The following is a 402-nucleotide window of genomic DNA, read 5'->3' as shown; positions in this document are numbered from 1 at the left end:
GGACGGGCGTCCGCCCTTTCCCGGTCCCCTGCCCGGGGGCCATGTCCCGCTGCGGACTTCCTGGCCTGCCCTGCCCAATTCTTCCCTGCTGCCGCCGACCTGCAGCCCTCCGATGAACGCGCCCGCTCTGAACCCCTCCCCCTTCGCCACGGAAATGTGGCATCTGCTGAAACCCTTCGCCTGGGTCATCGCGATCGCGACGCTCCTGGGCGGCATGGGGGGGCTCGCCACGGCCTCGCTGCTCGAGCAGGTCAACTCGGCCCTGCACGGCAACGCGCCCCTGTCGTTGTCTGCGGGAGCCGGGTTGGCCGTTCTGGCTTTATTCGCCGTGGGAGGCCATACGGTGGCCGGGCTCCTCAACAGCTTCACCGGCCAGCGACTGGTCGCCTCCCTGCGCAAGGA

1 protein-coding gene is annotated in these 402 nt (G+C 69.7%); it reads left to right on the top strand.

Translation table 11 applies throughout. The features are described 5' to 3' along the window. Positions 1 to 112 precede the first annotated feature (112 nt). Positions 113 to 402: hypothetical protein (locus tag FJV41_RS51310; RefSeq protein WP_220138067.1), on the top strand; the 290-nt coding region annotated here is incomplete at its 3' end.

This window comes from Myxococcus llanfairpwllgwyngyllgogerychwyrndrobwllllantysiliogogogochensis (assembly GCF_006636215.1).
Classification (GTDB): domain Bacteria; phylum Myxococcota; class Myxococcia; order Myxococcales; family Myxococcaceae; genus Myxococcus; species Myxococcus llanfairpwllgwyngyllgogerychwyrndrobwllllantysiliogogogochensis.
The sequence above is the reverse complement of the archived record's forward strand: the minus strand, read 5'-3'. Positions and strand labels throughout refer to the sequence as shown.